Below are 17,110 nucleotides of genomic sequence, written 5' to 3'. Positions count from 1 at the left end.
TCTTACACAGTTTCTTTGTTATCAACAGTGGATGCTGTTATCGTTAGCGAGCGCTAGTAGTGCCGCTGGCGAACAACAACAAGGAGAGCAATGACCGTCGCACCTTCCCCCTCCAGCCCGCTACCCGTCGTGGTCATTGGAGCCGGCCCCATCGGGCTCGCCGCTGCCGCCAACCTCGCCCAGCGCGGCATCGACGCAGTAGTGCTCGAAGCCGGAGAACGCGCCGGTGCGGCCATCAGCCAGTGGGGTCACGTCTCCCTCTTCTCCGCTTGGTCGTACAACATCGACCCCATAGGCCGCACACTTCTCGAAAAAACAGACTGGGTCTCCCCCGCCGCCAATGCCCTCCCGACCGGCGCAGAACTCGTGCGGGACTACTTACTCCCCCTCGCCGCAACAGCCGAACTCGCGCCGCTCATCCGCTACAGCAGTCGAGTGATCGGGATGTCGCGCCAAGGCATCGACTCCAGCAAGACCATTGGCCGCGAGCGCCACCCACTGCTGGTTCGCGTTGACTCACCGAATGGCGTGTACGACATCCTCGCCTCAGCCATCATCGATGCTTCAGGAACCTGGGGACACAGCAACCCCATCGGCGCCTCTGGGCTTCCCGCTACCGGCGAAGACAACAGCGCCGGCTGGCTAGCCGGCCCGCTCCCCGATGTTCTCGGAACCGATCGTGCTCGTTTCGCTAGCAAGCACACCCTTGTGATCGGCATGGGCCACTCGGCCGCCAACACGCTGCTAGCTCTTGCCGAGTTGCGGGACGGCGAAACGGGTACCGAAATCACCTGGGCCATTCGTGGCCGCTCCGCTCGTCGTCTCTACGGCGGCGGCGCTGCCGATGAGCTTCCGGGCCGCGGTGCGCTCGGTACGCGCCTCAAGGCTGCCGTCGAATCCGGTGCTATTACTCTGCTGACCGATTTCACCGTCACCGAGCTTGCACCACAACCCGATGGTCGATTGCGCGTCATCAGCAACAACCCTGATGGCGAACAATCTGTGACCGTGGATGCTCTCGCCGCCGCCACCGGTTTCCGCCCTGACCTGGGCATCCTTCGCGAACTGCACCTCAGCTTCGACCCTGTGCTTGAAGCTCCTGTAGCACTTGCACCGCTCATCGACCCCAACGTGCACAGCTGTGGCACTGTCGAACCGCACGGCGCGAGTGTGCTCTCACATCCCGAGAAGAACGTCTTTGTGGTCGGCATGAAGAGCTACGGTCGCGCACCAACTTTCTTGTTGGCGACTGGCTACGAGCAAGTGCGCTCCGTGGTCGCGGCAATCGCCGGCGATAAAGCGAGCGCTGAACGCGTCAATCTGATGCTGCCGGAGACTGGCGTGTGCTGCTCGAGTACCAGCGGGGGTTGCTAAACACTGCCAGGGTGCTGGCACCGCCAAGCACTTCTTTAGCGCCGATCATCAGGAGCGTCCCTCACGATTAAGCCTGTGGACGGGCGCCCTTATTCTTCGATCACTATCCCCAGATGAGCGGCGAGAAGGGGCGCAAATTCTGCCAATTGGTAGGAGTTGATCGTCGCACCCTTGAGTGCTCAACGCCAGTGACGTGACGCAGCTCTAGCGAACGTAGATCAAAATTTGTCAGCTTCGCCCGCGTGAGGTCAAGGGTGTTCACCTGCGTACTGGTGAAAGAGACGCGGTTAGCGGTTGCCGCGCCGAGATCGAGTTCGTCGATCAGGCAGTCGTCGAAGAGAACATCTTGCAGGTGCGCTCCCCGCAGATTGAGGTAGCCAATGCGGCAGTGGGTAAAGCGAACTGACTTCCACGTCGACTCATAGAATTCCGCTGACCCCAGTCGGGAGCCTTCAATACTGACATCGCGGAACTGGGAACGTGGAGCAGTAAAAATGGGGGCGTTGAGCTTGTCGAATCGAGTCTCAACGAAGGTTGCCGCCCGAAAGTCAGTGGAATTGGCCTCCAGCTCAGAGAATTCACATTCGGAAAACGAGATCCCGGAGAGGTCTTCTTCGCTCAGATCGGATGCCAAAAAGCGTTGCCCGTCATAGCTTTCGTGGGCTCGCAGCGCCGCGGTATCGCCGTCGGCAAGGTTCTCGAGCTGACGGGCATCAATGACTGGTGCCGCTGTTGCAATTTTTTTGGCCATGCAATCCGTTGCTCCTCAATTAGTTGGTGCTGTGCCGAACCGAAGTTACCCCACGCGACCGACGCTGCCCCGATACCCTTTTGCCATGACGCCTCCCGTTACGGCCGCTGACCGAGTCACCCACTTTTCGAGCAAGCTCAATTTCGAAACTGATCCCTCGGATGTGGGCAGTGCAATCGAAGCCAACACTCGTTTCGTTCTCATCGACTCGCGTGGCGATGCCGCGTGGAACCAGGGTCGTGCGGTTGGTGCCATTCACATGCCAACCGCAGACATCAGCACCCGCGCCGCGAATAAAATCCCGCTCGACATGCCTGTGGTCGTTTACTGCTGGGGCCCCGGCTGCAACGGCGGCACGAAGGCTGCCCTTGAGTTTGCGAAACTTGGCTACGAAGTGCGCGAGATGATCGGCGGCTTCGAATACTGGGCACGCGAAGGCCTTCCCGTCGTCGACGAGAACGGCCTGGTACTGCGAGCGAAAGACCCTCTCACCGCGCCCGTCGACGCAGTGAGCTGCGCGTGCTAGCGCCCTTTGTGCGCGTCGCTCGAGTGCGACTCTAAGAACTCGTAAAGCTCGCGGTCGTCAACTCCAGGGAACGTCCCTGACGGCAGGGGCGACAGGATGTGCGCATGCAGTTTGGCGCTCGACCATGCATTGCCCGACCACCGATCGCGCAAGTCTTCTTCTGGTTTGCGGCAGCAGGTTTCATCCGGGCAGGTGGATGCTCGACGGTTGTCGGTCGCACGCCCGCGAAACCATTTGGAGTGCGCGAACGGTACGCCGATGGTGATGGAGAACTCTTCGGCATCCGTCGTTCCCGTTTGGGTGGACTCGAAGAAGCTTCCATTCGGGGTGTCGGTGTATTGGTAAAACTCGGTGGTGCGGTTCGTGCGGGTAAATGCGGTTCGAGCGCTCCAATTGCGGCACACGAACTGACCTTCGGCTGAGCCGGTGACGTCCAGCGGCAAGCGCAATCCATCATTTTCGTAGGCCTTGTAGACGGCACCATCATCGCCAACACGCAAGAAGTGCGTTTCTAGGTCGAGGTGCGAGGTCGCAAGGTTAGTGAATCGCAGCGCTGCGGCTTCATGCGTGACCCCGAAAGCATCTCGAAAGTCCTCTACCGCGATGTTGCGCTGGGCTTTCGCCTCGCTCAAGAAGTCAACCGACTGCTTCAGCGGCATGAGCACTGCCGCCGCGAAATAATTGATTTCGAGGCGCTGGTGCAGAAATTCGGCGTAGCTGGTGGGTTCGGTGTGTCCGAGCACCCGATGCGCCATCGCCTGAAGCGCCATCGACCGAAGTCCATGCCCACCGGGGATCGATGCTGGTGGCAGGTAGATGCGGCCGTGCTTGAGGTCGGTGACTGATCGCGCCGAATGGGGCAGATCGTGCACGTGCACGAGCTCGAACCCCAAGGATTCCGCCATCAGGCTCACCGCGCGGTGGGTGAGTGCACCGGTCGTGTGGTTGCCGGCAAGTGTTAACTTTTCTGCTTCTGCCTCAAGATCGGGCAAGTAGTTGTCGAGCGCACGCATGCGCTGGCGCAACTCTGTGTTTGCGCGGCGTGCTTCCTCGGGGGTCGCAATCGCTTGGCGCGAACGGGTAGCGAGTTCGTGGTGCAACCCGACGATCGCTTCGAGCGTCTCGTCCGGGATACCCTTCGACGGCCGAATCTTGGGCAGACCGAGCGATGCATAGATGGTGCTGCGTTGCACCCGATCCAGCTCTATTTCTAGGGCTGCTCGCTTTGTCGGCGGCGCCTCATCAAGAAGATCAGCCAATTGGATGTCGGTCGCCGACGCAATTGCCGAAAGAAGCGTCAGTCGTGGCTCGCGTCGCCCGTTCTCCATCAGCGAGAGCTGGCTACCGGCAACCCCCACCCGATCACCAAGTTGATCGAGAGTGAATCCCGCCGTGGTGCGGAAATGTCGGATTCGTTGGCCCAAAGTCACAAGATCATTCACACGTTCACTATAACTAAAGAATTCGGTTTCTTTTCAGCCAGATCGTCAGCAATCCGCAGAAAAGGGGTTCATGATCGAACAAGAACAGTTTTTTCAGCACTACACACTTCAGCGGAAGGTAGAAATGAGCATCGCAGAGATGACTAAGACACACTTCGCCGCACCCGACGGAACGAATCAGAGCGTTATTGCTTGGGTGGAAGAGATCGCCGCCCTCACGCAGCCAGACGAAATTGTCTGGTGTGACGGCAGCCCTGAAGAAGCCGACCAGCTCGCCGACCTGATGGTCGAAGCCGGAACGCTCACTCGACTCAACGACGAGTACCGTCCGCACAGCTTTCTCGCACGCAGCGACCCCAGTGATGTCGCCCGCGTCGAATCTCGCACGTTCATCTGCTCGGTAAATGAGAGCGATGCCGGCCCCTCCAACAACTGGGCGGCACCTGCAGAAATGCGGTCAACCCTTAACGAGCTTTTCGTCGGCAGCATGCGCGGTCGCCGGATGTTCGTGGTTCCATTCTCGATGGGCCCACTCGGCTCTCCCCTCGCCAAGATCGGCGTGCAGGTTACGGACTCCCCCTACGTCGTCATGAGTATGGGCATCATGACGCGAATGGGATCGGCCGTTCTGAAGGCCATCGATAACTCCACTGAATGGGTGCGTGCCATCCACTCTGTTGGCGCACCGCTCGCCGCCGGCGACACTGATGTGTCGTGGCCCTGCAACCAGACCAAATACATCAGCCATTTTCCGGAGACTCGCGAGATTTGGTCGTTCGGTTCTGCCTACGGCGGAAACGCGATTCTCGCCAAGAAGTCGTTCGCGCTTCGTATCGCCTCGGTGATTGCCCGCGATGAAGGATGGCTCGCTGAGCACATGCTTCTGCTCAAGCTCACCAACCCGCGCGGTCGTGTGTTCCACATCGCTGCGGCATTCCCTAGCGCCTGCGGCAAAACCAACTTGGCGATGCTCAAGCCGACGATCCCCGGCTGGAAAGCCGAAACCATCGGCGATGACATTGCGTGGCTCGGCAAGGGAGCTGATGGCCGACTGCGTGCCATCAACCCCGAAGCGGGCTTCTTTGGAGTGGCACCGGGCACCGGCTACGCCACCAATGAAACCGCAATGGACACCATCTGGGGCAACACTGTTTTCACCAACGTCGGGCTAACAGACGACGGTGATGTCTGGTGGGAAGGCATGAGCGACGAGGCGCCAGAGCACCTTATCGACTGGCAGGGTAACGACTGGACGCCAGAATCTGGCACCCCGTCGGCTCACCCGAACTCACGTTTTACTGTGGCAGCAGCACAATGTCCCACCATCGCAGATGAGTGGGAATCGCCACAGGGCGTCGTCATCGACGCAATTATCTTCGGCGGTCGCCGCGCGACCAACGTGCCGCTAGTGGTGGAGGCACGAGATTGGGAGCATGGCGTCTACCTGGGCGCCACTATCTCATCTGAGCGGACGGCGGCTGCCGAAGGCACTATTGGCGAACTACGGCGTGACCCGTTCGCCATGATGCCTTTCTGCGGCTACAACATGGCTGATCACTGGGCGCACTGGCTCTCAGTCGGCCAAGACCTGCGAACGTCGGGTACTGTTCCGCGTATTTTCCAAGTCAACTGGTTCCGGAAGGCAGCAGACGGCTCATTCCTCTGGCCTGGCTTTGGCGAGAACTCCCGTGTGCTCGAATGGATCTTGGAGCGCGTCGACGGCAAGGTCGCCGCTAGCGAAAGCGCCCTCGGGTTGCTTCCCCGCGATGGCGACCTCAACATCGACGGTCTCGATCTGAGCGCTGACACGATGGAACAGCTTTTCGCTATCGACACTGACTCTTGGCTTGCCGAAGCAGCATCCACTGAAGAGTTCTTCGCAACCTTCGACGGTCGGGTTCCTGCAGCCGTTACTCGCCAACTTGAGCAGTTGAAAGTTCGCCTCCAGGGCTAACCAACGAAACCGCCTCGCCGTTCGTCTTTAGTAGTGTGACCACAATTGCGCTAACTGTTGGCCATTCCTCGGCCACAATAGAGATGACGGCGAGGAGGGGCTCAGTGACTGAGACCGAAAACACCCCTGCCCGCTGGGAAGACATTGCCACGCAACTGGTTTCCGAGCGAGGCGAGGCTTTGACGCGCTATGCGTTCCTGATCTCCGGCAATCGCGACGATGCCTCGGACCTCGTGCACGATGCTCTCGTTAAAACCTTCGGTCGGCTGCGCAACGGTTTTTCGATTGCCAGCGCCGAAGCGTACGTGCGTCGGGCGATTCTTAACACCTACCTCGACCGCGGGCGGCGCATTACTCGGTGGCGCAAAATTGCCCACCTGACCGTTGTGCCTGACACCCAGCCGTCGCCGGATGCCGACACGGAGACTCGCCTTGACCTTCAGTCTCAGTTGATGAGGCTGCGGCCGCGTGAACGTGCCTGCATTGTGTTGCGCTATTACGAAGACCTTAAAGTGGATGACATTGCCGAAACGTTAGAGATCAGTCCGGGTGCCGTGAAGCGTTATTTGAGCGACGCACTGGCCCGGATGGCTGTGGGCCTCGATCGCGCTGAATCACACGACCTCGGGAGCGACCATGGTTGATGAATCTGATATCCGATCCCATTTGGCTGCCGGCGAGATGCCGACGATCGTGATCGATACTGATGCGGTCATTTCCCGCAGCAGGGCTCGGCGTCGACCACGCCAGTTCGCTGTGGCGGCTGTTGGCGTTCTTGCTGCAGCGTCCCTAGTTTTCGCGGGGGTTTCGACCTTTCCGCGTACTGCTGTGTCGACCTCGGCCGGGGTTTCGGCCGTCGACTCGGACTCAAACTCGAACATGGATGCTGGAGCCAGCGACGAATCTGCGGAATCGTTCCTCGCGCCCGACGACGCGAGAGTTGCTGGGCGGTGCGGTGCTCTCGTTTCGAGCACCGAAACAACACCATTTGGGCTGGCGCTGGCGATTGACATTTCGAGCCCGGTGCGGGCATCCGGCACGGCATTCGGTACGGTTCGGCTGACGAATACGTCGGATGTTGCGGTGACCGGAACGACGGCATCGGTGCCCGATGTCGATTTGACCCGTGACGATGTTTCGCTATCGCATAGCCCGGATGTGCAGATCTTGTCGGTTATCCCGGTCAATCTTCAGCCGGGGCAGAGCATCGAATTTGCGGTCTCGGTTCCGGTCTACGACTGCACCACGATTGATACGGGAGGCTCCTTGGAGCCCGGGGTCTATGCCGTCAGCACGTCGATTGCGTTTGTGCCGACTGACCCTGAGGTTGGCGAGGCCGCCGAGGTGCGCAGTTCACCGGCAACCATCGTTCTGCAGTAACGACATCTCTTTTAGTTAGACTCCTCCTGTCACTTTCGACTCGAAGGAGCACCTGTGAAGGCTCGACTTGTTGCAGTCCTTGCGCTTGCCTTAGGGCTTTCGGTGCTCACCGCGGCACCGGCGCTTGCCGACGACCCTGTGAGCCTTGATGGCGCTTACGTTCTCGACTCTGCCGGGGCTCTCGACGGCAACGATGCCGAGGTCGTGGCGGCGCTCGATTCTTTGTATGAGCGGGCCGGCATCCAACTTTTTGTGGTCTATGTCGACGAGTTCACGAATCCCAATACCCCGATCGATTGGGCGGATGCTACGGCAAACGCTAACGGGTTAGGTGATGACGATCTTCTACTCGCGGTTGCTGTTTCGCAGCGCCAGTATGCGCTGTCGGTGGCGCCAGATGCGCCAGTGACTGATGCCCAGCTGGATGCGGCAGAAAGCGCCATCGAGGCGCAACTCCGCGACGACAATTGGGGTCAAGCGGCAATCGCCGGAGCTAATTCACTGGCTGGCGTCGCGTCGCCCTCCCCCGCTGATTCTCCGGGGAATGGCATCTCTGTTCTGCCTATTGTTGGCGGTGTTGCGGTCGTAGGCGTTGGCGCCTTTGCCTTTTATCGCTTGCGACGCCGCAATCGGGCAGTCGACGGCGATACGCCTGTCGAGGGCGTTTCGCAAGAAGAACTTAATCGTCGCGCGGGTAGCGCCTTGGTCGATTTGGATGACGCTCTCAAGACCAGCGAGCAGGAGTTGGGTTTCGCGATTGCGCAGTTTGGCAGCGCGGCGACCACTGATTTCGAGGCGTCGCTCGCCCAGGCAACCGAGGCGGTGGCTCAGGCGTTCGGCCTTCGGCAGAAGCTCGACGATAGCGAACCAGAAACTGCTGAGCAGAAACGCGCGATGACGATTCAGATTATTGAGTTGTGCGAGCAAGCCGATGAGTTGTTGGATGCTCAGGCTGACGCGTTTGACCAGTTGCGCCAACTCGAGACGAATGCGCCAGCCGCGCTTGCCGAAACGGCCACTCTTATCGCCACGGCAAGCAATCGCATCCCCGACGTCGAGCGCGCTTTCGCCGCGTTGAATTCGAGTTACTCGCCAGCGGCGCTCAATTCGGTTGCCGATAATGTTGAGCGGGCTCGCGCTTTGCTCGCGGCGGTCATTGAGTCGTCGACGGCCGCGAGCACGGCCATCGACGCCCAGAAATTGGGTGAAGCCGCGGTTGCCGTGCGCACCGCGCAGGCCCAACTCGGCCAGTCGATTCAGCTGATGGATGCCGTCGACTCGCTCACGGCCGAGCTTGCGTCTGCCGAGATTATGCTTGCCGCCGCCATCACGGATACCACCGGCGATATTGCGGCCGCGCATGCGCTGTCCCACGACGAGACCGCGGCGGCTTTGCCGTCGGCGATAGCGGCTGCCGAAGCTGCTCTCGCCTTTGCTCAGTCAAACTCAAGCGATCCGATTGCGAGTTTGAGCGCTGTCGGCGACGCGAATGCCGCTCTGGAGACGGTGTTCGTCGGGGTGCGCGATCAGCAGCGTGTTGTCGCTCAGGCCGCTACCCAGTTGACGGCCGCGCTTGCCGCAGCGCAGTCACGCATCACCACGACGGCGCAATTCATTACGACTCGTCGGGGTGGTGTTGGTTCCGAGGCGCGAACGAGAATTAGCGAGGCTGACCGCCAGGTGAAGCAAGCCTTGGCGTTGCAGTCTTCCGATCCGGTTACTGCTCTTACTCATGCGCGTCAGGCTGATCAGTTGGCAGCGACTGCGTATGAGCTCGCACAGCGTGATGTTTCGCAGTTCTCCTCCGGTGGCAGCGCTGGTGCCGGCATGGGCGGCCTGGGCGGCCTCGGAGGCTTCAGCGGCGGTTCTGGTAGCACCGGTGGCGATCTGCTCGGTGGTCTGATCGGCGGCCTCATCGGTGGCAGTTTGGGATCACGTTCGTCTCGCTCAAGCAGAAGTTCGCCGTGGGGTGGAAGTTCGTGGGGCGGCTCGGGCTCGAGCGGATCTCGATCGGGCAGTTCCCGCTCTGGCCGCAGCAGTCGTTCTGGCGGAACTTCTCGTCGCAGTGGTGGCGGTCGCAGTCGCGGCGGTAGATTCTAAGTACGGTTTCTTCGAAAACTCACGAAAGGCACGTCGCATGGCAAAGCAGTCGATTCTCGGTCGCATCTCACAAATGGTGAAGGCGAACATTAATTCAATCCTCGATCAAGCTGAAGACCCGCAGCTCATGCTCGACCAGCTTGTTCGTGATTACACCAATTCCATTGCGGATGCGGAGAGCGCTGTTGCGCAAACGATTGGCAACCTTCGGCTCATGGAGCAGGATCACACCGAAGACCGCAACGCTGCCGCCGACTGGGGCCGTAAGGCACTTGCGGCCAGCAACAAGGCCGACGAGCTGCGTGCGGGAGGAAACTCCACCGATGCCGACAAGTTCGACAACCTCGCAAAGATTGCCATTAGCCGGCAGGTTTCTTCCGAGAACGAAGCCCGCGCTGCTGCGCCAACGATCGCGTCGCAGACTCAGGTTGTTGACCAGCTCAAGCGAGGCCTCGACGGGATGCGCGCCAAGCTCGGTGAGCTCACCGCGAAGCGCGACGAACTCGTCGCTCGCTCTAAGACAGTCGAAGCTCAGTCTCAGGTTCACGACGCTCTCAAGTCGATTGATCTCCTCGACCCCACGAGTGACCTCGGTCGCTTCGAAGACAAGATTCGCCGCGAAGAAGCCAAGGTTCTCGGTCAACAAGAGTTAGCAGCATCCAGCCTCGATGCTCAGTTCGAGGGCCTCGAGGACCTCGGCAAGCAGGGTGAAGTTGAGGCGCGTTTGGCTGCTCTCAAAGCTGGCGGCACGAAGGCCGTCACTGCTGGCGAATAGTCGCCCGCGAAATCCAAAGAATGACCATTAACTATGTCGTCGTTCCGCAGTGGCAAGGCTCGGGTTCGTCGCGAGCTATGCAACTTGTGGATGGTGCCGAGTCGATTCGGGGCGATCTTCCCGCCGCGTCGACTCGCACCGTAGACGTACCTCTTGAAGCGGGCGATCACCAAGGTTCGGGCGTGCAGCGTCTCAGCTCTTTGCTTCTTGTGCGGGATCGAGCGCTCCAGGCTTATGCGGCTGACCCCGCAACCCACGTGACGATTGGTGGCGACTGTGGTGTCGAGCTCGCCGCCATTGACCACGTCAGTGCCAGCGCGCCCGCGGTGGTGTGGATCGACGCCCACCCCGATCTGCACACTCCCGCCACGAGCCCCTCCGGCGCTTTCACGGGGATGGTGTTGCGCACTCTTTTGGGAGAGGGGCCGGCGGCGCTCGTGCCCGCGCATCCGCTGAGCGCAGATCGCGTAATTCTCGCAGGAGTTCGATCGGCGGATTCCGAAGAAGATGATTACATTCAGGATGCTGGCATCCGCTTGATCGGAGCAGTCGAGTTCTCGCCTCAAGCGCTGCTCGATGCCATTGCCGCCACGGGCGCAGAGTCGGTGTATCTGCATATCGATCTCGACGTGCTCGATCCGGCCGATTTTGCGGGACTGAGCTCGCCGGTGCCTTTCGGAATCTCGCCGACACTTCTCACGGAAACGATCCGCGCGATTGTGGCCCAGTATCCCCTCGCCGGCGCGGGGATTACGGAGTTCGCTCCGGCGTCGTTGGCGCATGCGGTCGATGACCTGCCAACGATTTTACGACTGGTTGGCGCAATTACCTCCGCCCGTTAGAACGCTAGTCGCGTGGTTCTTCAGCAACGTCGACCGGGACGGAATAGGTGGCGCCGTCGACTTCGCTGATGGTCACTTCGCTATCGAAGTCCGCGCCCAGCTGGGGATCAGTGAGAACACAGTCAAGCGTGGTTCCCTTCCTCAGCTCGACCATCTCGTCGCCACAATCGAGCTCGGGAAGCTCGCCGATCGATTGTTCGAGCGCGGCTGCTGCTGTCGCCGCGATCGAAGCCGCGGAAGCTTGCACGGGCGGCTCGCTCGCGCAGCTAGCGAGGACCGCCGTCGCACCATCAGCGAGCACAAGAATTGCGGAACGCAACACGGCATCCTCCGAAAACTAGGGGTAGCTATGAGCTTATCGCCAGCATCTAGCAATACCTCGGCACGCGCGTCGTAGTCTGGGACCATGACTGACTCCAACTCAAGCACGCCCAAGATCACTGTGGAGCGAGACGGTCACGTCTTGCTTATTGGCCTCAATCGCACAGACAAGCGCAATGCCGCCGACATGGACATGTTGCAGCAGCTGGCGCTGGCCTATGGTGAACTCGAGCGCGACCCCGAACTGCGGGCGGGCTTCGTTTTTGCCCACGGAGACCACTTTACGGGCGGCCTCGACCTCGCTGACATCGGCCCCCGCATTGGCGCAGACGGGCTCGACATGGTGCCCGAGGGCGGCATCAATCCGTGGCAGGTTTCGGGCGAAAAGCTCACGAAGCCGGTCGTGATTGCGGTGCAGGGCACGTGCCTCACGCTCGGCATTGAGCTGCTGCTGGCGAGCGACATTGCGGTGGCCGCCGACTCGACCGTCTTCGGTCAGGTTGAAGTATCGCGTGGCATCCTGCCCTTCGGCGGCGCCACCATTCGCTTTCCCCGCCAGGTTGGCTGGTCGAACGCAATGCGCTGGATTCTCACCGGCGACAGCTTCGATGCCGCCGAAGCCTACCGAATCGGGATGGTGCAAGAAGTTGTGCCGCACGGCGAACAGTATGCGCGTGGCCTTGAGCTGGCTCACCGCGTTGCTACCCAGGCTCCGCTCGCGGTGCAAGCCGCGCTGGCTAATGCGAACCTGGCGATTCGCAAGGGCGATGCAGCGGCCGAGGCGGGCCTTCAGCCCGCCCTCGTAGCGGTCGCTCAGAGTAAAGATGCCAGAATTGGCATGGAAGCGTTTATGACGCGCACCACCGCTGAGTTCATCGGCAAGTAGGACCGCCGGAACAACCAATACCGGCAACACGCGCACCACCACCGCGAAGGAGTTCGAAATGACCGAGAACAACTGGGATGTCATCGTCATCGGAGCCGGAGCGGTTGGTGAAAACATTGCAGATCGCGCCGTTCAGGGCGGGCTTAGCGTCGTACTGATCGAGAGCGAACTTGTGGGCGGTGAGTGCTCGTACTGGGCCTGCATGCCGTCGAAGGCCCTCATCCGCAGCGGTCTCGCTCTGCGGGCTGTAGAGAAACTGCCGGGTGCTGCCGAAGCCGTGACGGGTGGCATCAACGTCGAGGCTTTGCTCGCGCGCCGCAACAGCTTCACGAGCAACTGGGATGACGCCGGTCAAGTGAAGTGGGTCAAGAAAGCGGGAATCGGCCTCGAGCGCGGTCACGCTCGCCTCGACGGAGAAAAGAAGGTTACCGTCACTACTGACGACGGAACCGTCACGACCCTCACGGCGAATCATGCCGTCGTCGTCGCGACCGGCTCCGATCCGAAGCTTCCCAACATTCCTGGGTTGATCGACGCGAAGCCGTGGACTCCGCGTGAAGCGACCGCGGTGAAAGTTGTTCCCGAATCATTCGCGATCATTGGTGGCGGCGTTGTGGGCGTCGAGATGGCCACTGCCTACCTCGACCTCGGTGCCGAAGTCACCCTGTTTGCCCGCAGCGGACTACTCAACGGTCAAGAAGACTTCGCCGGCGAGATGGTGGAGAAGGCGCTCAAGGAGCGCGGCGCCACCATCGTCGCGGCTTCCCCCACGCGCGTGGAGCGCACCGCTGACGGCGTCGTGATCACTACCGACGATGCCACCTTCACGGCATCCGAAGTTCTCATTGCTACTGGTCGCGCCGCGCGCACGAACGACATCGGGCTTGAGACCGTTGGCCTCGAGCCGGGCGACTGGATCCGGGTGGATGACACCATGCTCGTGCCCGACACCGACTGGCTCTACGCCGTGGGTGACGTCAACCACCGCGCGCTGCTCACCCATCAGGGCAAGTACCAAGCGCGAGCGGCCGGTGACGTGATTGCCGCCCGTGCCAAGGGCGAGACCGTGGATGACGCCCCCTGGGGTGCGCACGTTGCGACCGCCGACCACGGCGCTGTTCCGCAAGTCACGTTCAGTGATCCCGAAGTCGCTTCGGTCGGCGTCATGTCTCACGATGCCGAGAAGCAAGGCATTGACGCCCAGATCGTTGACTACAACATTGGTTGGGTTGCCGGCGCGAGTCTGCAGGCCGACGGCTACGAAGGCCACGCACGTCTCGTCATTGACCAGGAGCGTCAGGTCATTATCGGCGCCACGTTTGTGGGGCAGGATGTTGCGGAGTTGCTGCACTCGGCCACCATCGCCATCGTGGGTGAGGTTCCCATCGCGCGCCTGTGGCACGCGGTTCCCTCGTACCCCACGATTAGTGAGGTGTGGCTGCGACTGCTTGAAACCATCGGGCGTCCGTGAGCCGAGCGCTAACGCTGGGCACGCGGCTCGGGCACGCTCTGGCGCGCGCCGAACACAGTCCGCGGGCTCAGCGAGTGCTGCTGCACCCCGTGGTCACGCGACCCGGCTACTGGTTTGCCACGGCATCCGGAGTGCTGTGGGGCGCGGCGCTGAGCAAGCGCTCGCTGAAGTCGCAGGGTGGAGTGCTGGTGGCGACGCCACTACCGAAGTGGGCGTTCGGGCGCGGCGGCACGACGATTGGCGCCGTGTTTTTGACCGGCGGCAACGCGAGCGATGACGTGCTCGCGCATGAGGCTGTGCACCGCGAGCAGTGGCGAAAGTACGGGTTGTGGTTTATCCCGCTGTATTTGCTGGCGGGGCAGAATCCGCTGACGAATCGGTTTGAGGTGGAGGCAGGGCTTGAGCTGGGCGGCTATGTGCGCGCGAAGTCATCGCGTGCGCCGAAAGTCAGCACGAAAAACTAGCGGACGGATGCGGGGCGCGCGCTAGTTGGAGCTGAGCAGGCGCGCGGGACCCTGATGGGCAACCCACGCGTAGACGGTGCTTTCGCCGAAGGCACTGACGGGCAGCATTTCGCTGAGCCACGCGTCGACCGAACGGGCAACGCTTTGGCCGCGTTCGCGCAGAAGCCAGCACACGCTGAAACGGCCGGGCGCCGATAGCGGCTGGATGTCGTCAGCCGAGTCAACTTCGATAAATACTTGGCCGCGTGAACGGGCCGGCAATGTCGCGAGGATCATCGAGATGGCGTCGATCGAGGTCTCGTCTCCCGCGAGCAGCACGCGGTCAGCCGACTGGGGATTCCAGGCGATCTGCGGGGTGAAGAGTTCGGGAAACATTGATCCCAGTATAGGCATGCCTTACCTACATTACGAAGCCCTCACGGCGGACTCCAAGCCGCGACTTTCAACGGTCTATCTGGACGTCCTGGGTCGGTGAAAGCCGCATGCTCCGGCTTCAGTTTCCCTCGCGCCACCACACGTGATTGTGAGAATTCATCTTGTTCAGAAGAGGTTCGGAACGTACGCTGGTTCCATGAAGCGAGCAACAATCGGCGCATTTTGGAGCTTGGGAATCAACCTTGCGCTCTATCTCGGCATCCTCGGATTCACTTCGGTTGCGCGCGCGCAAGGACTCGACTGGAGCCATACCGCGACTGAATGGATATCGACAGTCTGGTATTGGTCGATCTGGCTCATGGCCGCCAGCGCACTTCTGATCGTGGTTTTGATCGCTGCGCAGATTGTCTGGGCATACCTGCCACGATCGTGGTCGCGCAGCTGAAGTGCACTCTTCGCAAATCCGCGCACATGATGCTGTGCCGAATCAACGGCCACAGGTCCTGCGCCCAGTTGCGATTTCTTTGGCAGTATTGGGAATCCTGTGGCTCGGCTCGATCTTCGCCTATGCGAGCCTGGCGGAAAGAAATAGCTACTATCCTGCGCTGATTATGTTCCCGCGAGTTTGAGCGACTCGGAATATGTCGTGCAGACCAAATCGCGGGTGACACTTCTGCCGCTCGCGCTTGAGTGCTCGTTCTACGTCGAGGCGCCATCCGACGAGCCTGACTACGTCGTGGTCGAAAAGGATCTGGGCACTGCGTGGTGGCTCGGCGTGCCAGCCAGCTTTCTAGCCGCAGCGGTGGTGTGGACAACCAGTCGCCGCAAGAACACTGACTCAAGCGATGGGCCCGCGAAGTAAGCCCGAAAACGCGAGCGCGAGCGTGAGCGACTAAGCGCCAAACGCCACCGGATGCCGCGAGCCCCACTGGAAGCGCCGCTCGAGCTGCGCGCCAATCGCGAGCAGCACATCCTCGCGACCGGGGCGGCCGATGAGCTGCACGCCCATCGGCAGCCCTTCTACGGTTTCGTGCACGGGGAGGCTGATCGCGGGCAGGCCGGAGACGTTGACGAAGCTCGTCCAGGGTGTGTACTGAACCTGCTTCGCAAAGTTCTCGAAGGCATCCTCGGCATAAAACCAGCCGAGCGGGCGCGGCGTCATCGCCATTGCGGGGGTCAGCACGACGTCGTAGGTCGAGAACTGGCGGATGACGCTGCGCTCGAACCGAGACAGGGTCGCGATGGCGACGCCCACGTCGCGCGCGCTCATCCGACGTCCGCTTTCGATGAGCCATTTCGTGAGGGGTTCCACGAGCTCAAGTTGTTCGCCGTCGAGCGGGATCCCGGCGGCTCCCGCTTGCCACAGCACCGTGAAGGCTTCGGCGTATTCGGGTGAGGGGTCGAGCGCGAAGTCTTCGCTGCCGTGGCCGAGCTGGTCGAGTGCGGTGCGAGCGAGGGTAAGAGCATCCTGAGCTTCGGGCGAGACGCTGATCTCGTAGGTATCATCCCACGGCGAGGTTGTCATGACGCCGATGTTGAAGGTGCCTTCGCCGCGGATCGCGGCGTTCAGGAAGGCGCCGCCGTCCCACAGGGGCGGGCCAACCGAGAAGGGCGAGGGGCCGGCGATGCCATCGAGGAGGAGGGCAGCATCCGCCACGGTACGAGCCAGCGGTCCGGTCACCGGAAGCTGGCCGAGACTTCCGAAGCCGCTGCCCGCGGGCACTCGACCACGCGAAGGCTTGAGTCCGACGAGACCGGTCGCGGCGGCGGGGATGCGAATCGAGCCGCCACCGTCCGAGCCTGGAGCGAACGGCAAGAGCCCCGCCGAGACCGCGACGGCTGCTCCCCCGCTGCTGCCGCCGGAGCCCAGCGAGGTGTCCCAGGGGTTCACGGCGGGGGCATCCGAGAGCGGTTCAGTGTAGGCGGGGAGGCCGAATTCGGGGGTCGCGGTTTTGCCGAGACTGATCGCGCCGGCGGCGTCGAGAACGTCGGCGATCTCATCCGACTCCTCGGGCACGTAGTCGGCGAAGGCGCGCGATCCGAAGGCGGTGCGCACTCCGGCGCGGGCCCACAAGTCTTTTTCGCCCGAGGGTAGACCCCAGAGGGCGGCGGCGCGGGAGCCAGAGGCCTCGAGCTCGGCAGCACGCTGGCGCGCAGCATCCGCAGTCACGACCGTAAAGGCGCCCAACTCGGGGTTGAGGCGTTCGATGCGATCGAGATAGCAGTCCACGAGTTCGCTGGGCTTGAGCTCGCCCGCTCGCACGAGATGGAGCTGCTCAAGGGCGGTGAGGCGATGAAGTTCTGACACGGATTCAGCCTAAGGGGGTTGACAACGACCCGCCATGCTGGTTGGTTAGTTACATCACCAACTAACCAACTAGCCGCCGCGCTGTTACTGCTTCACCGCAGCACCGCAACACCGCGGCACTGCTAGACCAGCACCCGCACT

The 17,110-nt window shown here is 61.5% G+C and carries 18 protein-coding genes; 13 read left to right on the top strand and 5 right to left on the bottom strand.

Going from position 1 to position 17,110, the window contains the following annotated elements; all coding sequences use genetic code 11:
• The first annotated feature begins 90 nt into the window (after nt 1-90).
• The gene (locus tag ON14_RS10530; protein ID WP_010205059.1) at nt 91-1,374 is read left to right on the top strand and encodes an FAD-dependent oxidoreductase; all 1,284 of its coding nucleotides are present in this window, start codon (nt 91-93) and stop codon (nt 1,372-1,374) included.
• 103 nt (nt 1,375-1,477) lie between these two features.
• Here ON14_RS10530 and ON14_RS10525 read toward each other — a convergent pair whose 3' ends face one another.
• A complete protein-coding gene (locus ON14_RS10525) occupies nt 1,478-2,125 on the bottom strand; it encodes a pentapeptide repeat-containing protein (RefSeq protein WP_010205058.1) in 648 nt (215 codons plus the stop codon).
• Between the two features lie 85 nt (nt 2,126-2,210).
• Here ON14_RS10525 and ON14_RS10520 point away from each other — a divergent pair, with 85 nt between their 5' ends.
• Nucleotides 2,211-2,651: a rhodanese-like domain-containing protein gene (locus tag ON14_RS10520; protein WP_026037669.1), complete on the top strand. Its 441-nt coding sequence runs from the start codon at nt 2,211-2,213 to the stop codon at nt 2,649-2,651.
• Here the strand turns inward: ON14_RS10520 and ON14_RS10515 are convergent.
• The gene (locus ON14_RS10515; RefSeq protein ID WP_010205056.1) at nt 2,648-4,093 is read right to left on the bottom strand and encodes a helix-turn-helix transcriptional regulator; all 1,446 of its coding nucleotides are present in this window, start codon (nt 4,091-4,093) and stop codon (nt 2,648-2,650) included. The two genes, ON14_RS10520 and ON14_RS10515, sit on opposite strands and share 4 nt — an antisense overlap.
• A 139-nt stretch (nt 4,094-4,232) precedes the next feature.
• On the opposite strand from ON14_RS10515, the gene ON14_RS10510 reads away from it, so the two are divergent.
• The 6 genes from ON14_RS10510 (at nt 4,233) to ON14_RS10485 (ending at nt 11,144) form a co-directional block, all read left to right on the top strand.
• A complete protein-coding gene (locus ON14_RS10510; protein WP_237719728.1) occupies nt 4,233-6,047 on the top strand; it encodes a phosphoenolpyruvate carboxykinase (GTP) in 1,815 nt (604 codons plus the stop codon).
• A 104-nt stretch (nt 6,048-6,151) separates the two neighbouring features.
• Nucleotides 6,152-6,691, top strand: coding sequence for a sigma-70 family RNA polymerase sigma factor (locus ON14_RS10505; protein ID WP_010205054.1), 540 nt, complete (start codon nt 6,152-6,154; stop codon nt 6,689-6,691).
• Nucleotides 6,684-7,427 carry a hypothetical protein gene (locus ON14_RS10500; protein WP_010205053.1) on the top strand — a complete coding sequence of 248 codons (744 nt, stop codon included), beginning with the start codon at nt 6,684-6,686 and terminating at the stop codon, nt 7,425-7,427. The genes ON14_RS10505 and ON14_RS10500 overlap by 8 nt, the downstream gene beginning before the upstream one ends.
• A gap of 54 nt (nt 7,428-7,481) precedes the next feature.
• A complete protein-coding gene (locus tag ON14_RS10495) occupies nt 7,482-9,527 on the top strand; it encodes a TPM domain-containing protein (protein WP_010205052.1) in 2,046 nt (681 codons plus the stop codon).
• A gap of 37 nt (nt 9,528-9,564) precedes the next feature.
• Nucleotides 9,565-10,302 (top strand): PspA/IM30 family protein, encoded by a 738-nt coding sequence (locus ON14_RS10490; RefSeq protein WP_026037667.1) that lies wholly within the window; start codon nt 9,565-9,567, stop codon nt 10,300-10,302.
• A gap of 20 nt (nt 10,303-10,322) precedes the next feature.
• Nucleotides 10,323-11,144, top strand: a complete 822-nt coding sequence (locus ON14_RS10485; RefSeq protein WP_010205050.1) for an arginase family protein — start codon at nt 10,323-10,325, stop codon at nt 11,142-11,144.
• 4 nt (nt 11,145-11,148) lie between these two features.
• Here the strand turns inward: ON14_RS10485 and ON14_RS10480 are convergent, their stop codons facing one another.
• Nucleotides 11,149-11,466, bottom strand: coding sequence for a hypothetical protein (locus tag ON14_RS10480; protein ID WP_010205048.1), 318 nt, complete (start codon nt 11,464-11,466; stop codon nt 11,149-11,151).
• 84 nt (nt 11,467-11,550) lie between these two features.
• Between ON14_RS10480 and ON14_RS10475 the strand changes: the two genes are divergently transcribed.
• Genes ON14_RS10475 through ON14_RS10465 form a run of 3 tightly spaced genes read left to right on the top strand, consistent with a single transcriptional unit; the run spans nt 11,551 to nt 14,286 of the window.
• A complete protein-coding gene (locus tag ON14_RS10475; RefSeq protein WP_010205047.1) occupies nt 11,551-12,351 on the top strand; it encodes a crotonase/enoyl-CoA hydratase family protein in 801 nt (266 codons plus the stop codon).
• Nucleotides 12,352-12,409: 58 nt separating this feature from the next.
• Nucleotides 12,410-13,822, top strand: a complete 1,413-nt coding sequence (locus tag ON14_RS10470) for a dihydrolipoyl dehydrogenase family protein (protein WP_010205046.1) — start codon at nt 12,410-12,412, stop codon at nt 13,820-13,822.
• The gene (locus tag ON14_RS10465; RefSeq protein WP_010205045.1) at nt 13,819-14,286 is read left to right on the top strand and encodes a hypothetical protein; all 468 of its coding nucleotides are present in this window, start codon (nt 13,819-13,821) and stop codon (nt 14,284-14,286) included. Before ON14_RS10470 ends, ON14_RS10465 begins: the two co-directional genes overlap by 4 nt.
• Nucleotides 14,287-14,307: 21 nt before the next feature.
• Here ON14_RS10465 and ON14_RS10460 read toward each other — a convergent pair whose 3' ends face one another.
• A complete protein-coding gene (locus tag ON14_RS10460; RefSeq protein ID WP_010205043.1) occupies nt 14,308-14,661 on the bottom strand; it encodes a siderophore-interacting protein in 354 nt (117 codons plus the stop codon).
• Between the two features lie 196 nt (nt 14,662-14,857).
• Here ON14_RS10460 and ON14_RS10455 point away from each other — a divergent pair, with 196 nt between their 5' ends.
• Together ON14_RS10455 and ON14_RS10450 are read left to right on the top strand one after the other, a co-directional pair.
• A complete protein-coding gene (locus ON14_RS10455) occupies nt 14,858-15,106 on the top strand; it encodes a hypothetical protein (RefSeq protein ID WP_010205042.1) in 249 nt (82 codons plus the stop codon).
• Between the two features lie 201 nt (nt 15,107-15,307).
• Entirely contained in the window at nt 15,308-15,523 is a 216-nt protein-coding gene (locus ON14_RS10450) for a hypothetical protein (RefSeq protein WP_010205041.1), read from the top strand.
• Between the two features lie 30 nt (nt 15,524-15,553).
• On the opposite strand, the gene ON14_RS10445 is transcribed toward ON14_RS10450, so the two are convergent.
• Entirely contained in the window at nt 15,554-16,969 is a 1,416-nt protein-coding gene (locus tag ON14_RS10445; RefSeq protein WP_010205040.1) for an amidase, read from the bottom strand.
• Between the last annotated feature and the right edge of the window lie 141 nt (nt 16,970-17,110).

The sequence above is a fragment of the Salinibacterium sp. PAMC 21357 genome, from assembly GCF_000247645.1.
Classification (GTDB): domain Bacteria; phylum Actinomycetota; class Actinomycetes; order Actinomycetales; family Microbacteriaceae; genus Rhodoglobus.
Note: the sequence above shows the minus strand (reverse complement) of the source record. Positions and strands in the feature narration are given on the sequence as shown.